3 protein-coding genes are annotated in these 3,659 nt (G+C 60.2%); all 3 read right to left on the bottom strand.

Annotated elements, in window-relative coordinates:
* On the bottom strand, positions 1-180 hold a 180-nt coding region (locus VBE63_RS26040), incomplete at its 3' end, for a glyceraldehyde 3-phosphate dehydrogenase NAD-binding domain-containing protein (protein WP_323685911.1).
* Positions 181-285: 105 nt separating this feature from the next.
* Positions 286-2,298, bottom strand: coding sequence for a transketolase (gene tkt, locus VBE63_RS26035; protein ID WP_323685910.1), 2,013 nt, complete (start codon positions 2,296-2,298; stop codon positions 286-288).
* 509 nt (positions 2,299-2,807) lie between these two features.
* Positions 2,808-3,365 carry a thioredoxin family protein gene (locus VBE63_RS26030; RefSeq protein WP_323685909.1) on the bottom strand — a complete coding sequence of 186 codons (558 nt, stop codon included), beginning with the start codon at positions 3,363-3,365 and terminating at the stop codon, positions 2,808-2,810.
* Positions 3,366-3,659: the final 294 nt, after the last annotated feature.

Raw genomic sequence — 3,659 nt, 5'->3', positions numbered from 1 at the left:
GGAGATATCGCCAGCAAAGTTGCCGTGCACCGAGTCGTATTTCAGCATGTAGGCCAGGTAATCGGGATCGAGCAGGTCATTGATGCCGACGACCTGCATGTCCGGAAAATCCTTCGCGATAGCGCGGAAGGCCATACGACCGATACGACCAAAGCCGTTGATGCCAACTTTAAGTGTCATGGGGGGAACTCCTCGTAGACGAGTGCTAAAGAACAGGTGAGATACCGATTCGCCCTGTCAGCGTCAGCCGGACTGCTACGCTGTACAAGGCGACCGATGTAGGCTTCAGAGCAGGCTGTCGACGGCCTCGGCGACGGCCTCGGCGGTGACGCCGAATTCCTTGTAGATGGCCGGTGCTGGAGCGGACTCGCCAAAGCGGTCGACACCAATGATCTTGCCGTGCATGCCGACGTACTTCGGCCACAGGCTGGTGACACCAGCCTCAACCGCGACGCGCGCCTTGACCGCATCCGGCAGGACCGACTCCTTATAGGCCGCGTCCTGGGCATCAAAGGTATCCATTGAAGGCATCGAGACGACCCGAACCTTGCGGCCCTTGGCGCTCAGCTGCTCAGCCGCCGCCGTCGCCAGCTCGACCTCGGTGCCGGTACCGATGATGATGGCGTCTGGCGTGCCGTCGCAGTCGCGCAGCACATAGGCGCCCTTCTCGATCGCGCGCATCTGCTCCTCGCTGCGCTGCATGTGCGGCGCACCTTGGCGCGAGAAGATCAGCGCGGTCGGCGCATCGCCGCGCTCGATCGCAAGCTTCCAGGCCACCGCGCTCTCGACCGCATCACAGGGACGCCAGGTCGACATGCGTGGGGTCAGACGCAGGATCGAGACCTGCTCGACCGGCTGATGGGTTGGGCCGTCTTCGCCAAGACCGATGGAATCATGGGTGTAGACGAAGATCGGATTGATCTTCATCAGCGCCGCCATGCGCACCGCGTTACGGGCGTATTCCATGAACATCAGGAAGGTGGCGCCATACGGCTTGAGGCCGCCATGCAGCGTCACACCATTCATGATGGCCGACATGCCGAACTCACGCACGCCGTAGTAGACATAGTTGCCGCTGGCATCGTTCGGGCTGACGCCCTTGGCGCCGGACCAGAGCGTCAGGTTGGAGCCGGCCAGATCGGCGGAGCCGCCAAGCAGTTCGGGCAACAACGGCGCAAAGCCGTTGATCGCATTCTGCGAGGCCTTGCGCGTGGCGATCTTCTCGGCTTTCGCGTCGACGGATTTGATGAACTCCCACGCCTTGGCGTCGAAGTCCTCGGGCAGTTCGCCCGCCATGCGGCGCTCGAACTCAGCAGCCTCGGCCGGGAAAGCGGCTTTATAGGCAGCGAACTTGTCGTTCCAGGCGCTCTCTGCAGCACTACCACGGGTCTTGGCATCCCAGCCTGAGTAGACCGCTTCCGGGATCTCGAACGGCGCATGCGTCCAGCCCAAGGCTTCGCGGGTCAGCGCGATCTCGTCATCGCCGAGCGCAGCGCCGTGACATTCCTCTTTACCTTGCTTGTTCGGCGAGCCGAAACCGATGATGGTCTGACAGCAGATCAGGGTGGGCTTGTCCGTGACCGCCCGTGCCTCCTCGATCGCGGCCTTGACGGCCTCGGCATCATGACCGTCAACCTTCGGGATCACATGCCAGTTGTAGGCCTCGAAGCGCTTCGGCGTGTCGTCGAGGAACCAGGCTGGGGTATCGCCATGGCCGCGCACCTCTCCGTCGATCGAGATGTTGTTGTCGTCGTAGAAGGCGATCAGCTTGCCTAGGCCGAGCGCGCCAGCCAGCGAGCAGGTCTCGTGCGAGATGCCTTCCATCAGGCAGCCATCACCGAGGAAGACATAGGTGAAGTGATCGACGATCTCATGGCCGGGCTTGTTGAACTGCGCAGCCAGCACCTTCTCGGCCAGTGCCATGCCAACGCCGTTGCTGACGCCCTGACCCAGCGGACCGGTGGTGGTCTCGATACCCGGCGCGTAGCCGTACTCGGGATGGCCCGGGGTTTTGGAGTGCAACTGGCGGAACTGTTTGATGTCCTCGATACTCAGATCGTAACCGGTGAGATGGAGCAACGAGTAGAGCAGCATCGAGCCATGGCCATTCGAGAGCACGAAGCGGTCGCGGTCAGGCCAGCTCGGATTCTGCGGATTGTGCTGCATGTAATCGTTCCACAGCACTTCGGCGATATCCGCCATGCCCATTGGCGCGCCCGGGTGTCCAGAGTTGGCTTTCTGGACCGCATCCATGCTAAGCGCACGGATGGCGTTGGCTAGTTCTCTGCGTGAGGACATCTGCCCCTCCTGATCAAGTTTCTTGCGGGTGACTAAATTATTCGTGTACGTACAATCGCGCCTCGACCGAAGCGGCCGCGGCGGCTAGTACGTCTGCACGGCAGCGGATCGCGCGTCGTTGCTATAAGGACCCGAACCCAAGCGGCGATAGCCAACCTGGAGGTCAATGCCCTGGATATTCTTTTGGATGGCAAATGAGGTCGAGCAGCCGAACGCCTGGGCAAGGCCGCCGCTGACAGCGGGCATAAGCCGATTATTCTCGCCGAAACCCGACCGATTAGCCAAGATAATTGCCTCGATTCAGGGTCGAGCTGCGTTACCAGATCCCAATATTAAGGATTACTGAAGCGTTTTACGCAAGTACTCTCGGCTGCATCAGATCCTCACAACCTCCTCTTGATGACTCGGATCTCAAGCCGAGCGAAATACTTAGAGGGGATACCTCATGCAGATTATCCAGGGCCGACCGAACCCTCAGCACGCACGTCGACCCTCGGCTGACTCAATGATCAATCATCCCGCCACTTGATCGAGCAACCGACACTCGGAATCTGATGCTCGGGGCCGCGGCCGGTCTCGGCGACCTGCTTCATCGCCTCGAACAGATCCCGACGGACGCCTTCCGGCGCGGTCTCCTTGCGACTTTCGTCGAGCCGGCCTCGATACTGCAGCTCGAGCGCAGCGTTATAGCCAAAGAAATCCGGCGTACAGATCGCTCCGAAGGTCTTGGCAACCTGCTGACTCTCATCGATGAGATAGGGAAACGGGAAATCGTACTCGAGCGCAACCGCCTTCATGTTCTCGAACGCATCTTCCGGATAGTCCGCTGGGTCGTTCGCCATGATGGCGACGCTGCCGACCCCGAGGGTCATCAGTTCGCGCGTATCGCGCACCAGTCGCTCGCGAACCGCCTTCACATACGGACAGTGGTTGCAGATGAACATGACCAAGAGGCCGTTGGGCCCCACACAGTCATCGCGCCGCCAGGTCCGACCATCGACCCCTGGAAGCGCAAAGTCAGGCGCCTTCTGACCAAAGTCGCAGACCGGCGTTTCGAGTGAAACCATGGCTAAAGACCCTCTTCAGTCGTCAACTTTATGTAGGGGCCTATGGTAACCCAACAACGACTCGACCCAAGCCCCCAAGTGCACACTGGTTATCGGCCTTTTCGTGGAAGACTCACGGCAATAACAGCTCATTCAGTGGGTCAAGCAGACCTTTACAGCACACTGTTTTTGCTATGATTACTGATGCCGACAAAGCCCTCGCGCGAGGGCCTTGAGTCGCCGAGACCCCTGTGAACACGCGCCGCGATCGTTTACACTGATCTGCTCTCGTCCATTGATTAACCGTTCGCAACT

Origin of the sequence: Lamprobacter sp. (assembly GCF_034860625.1) — a bacterium.
Classification (GTDB): Bacteria; Pseudomonadota; Gammaproteobacteria; order Chromatiales; family Chromatiaceae; genus Lamprobacter.
Note: the sequence above shows the minus strand (reverse complement) of the source record. Positions and strands in the feature narration are given on the sequence as shown.

What these genes read in the sequence shown, in the direction of transcription:
- VBE63_RS26030 (WP_323685909.1), bottom strand. Translation starts at nt 3,365, where the DNA reads ATGGTTTCACTCGAAACGCCGGTCTGCGACTTTGGTCAGAAGGCGCCT.
- tkt (WP_323685910.1), bottom strand. Translation starts at nt 2,298, where the DNA reads ATGTCCTCACGCAGAGAACTAGCCAACGCCATCCGTGCGCTTAGCATG.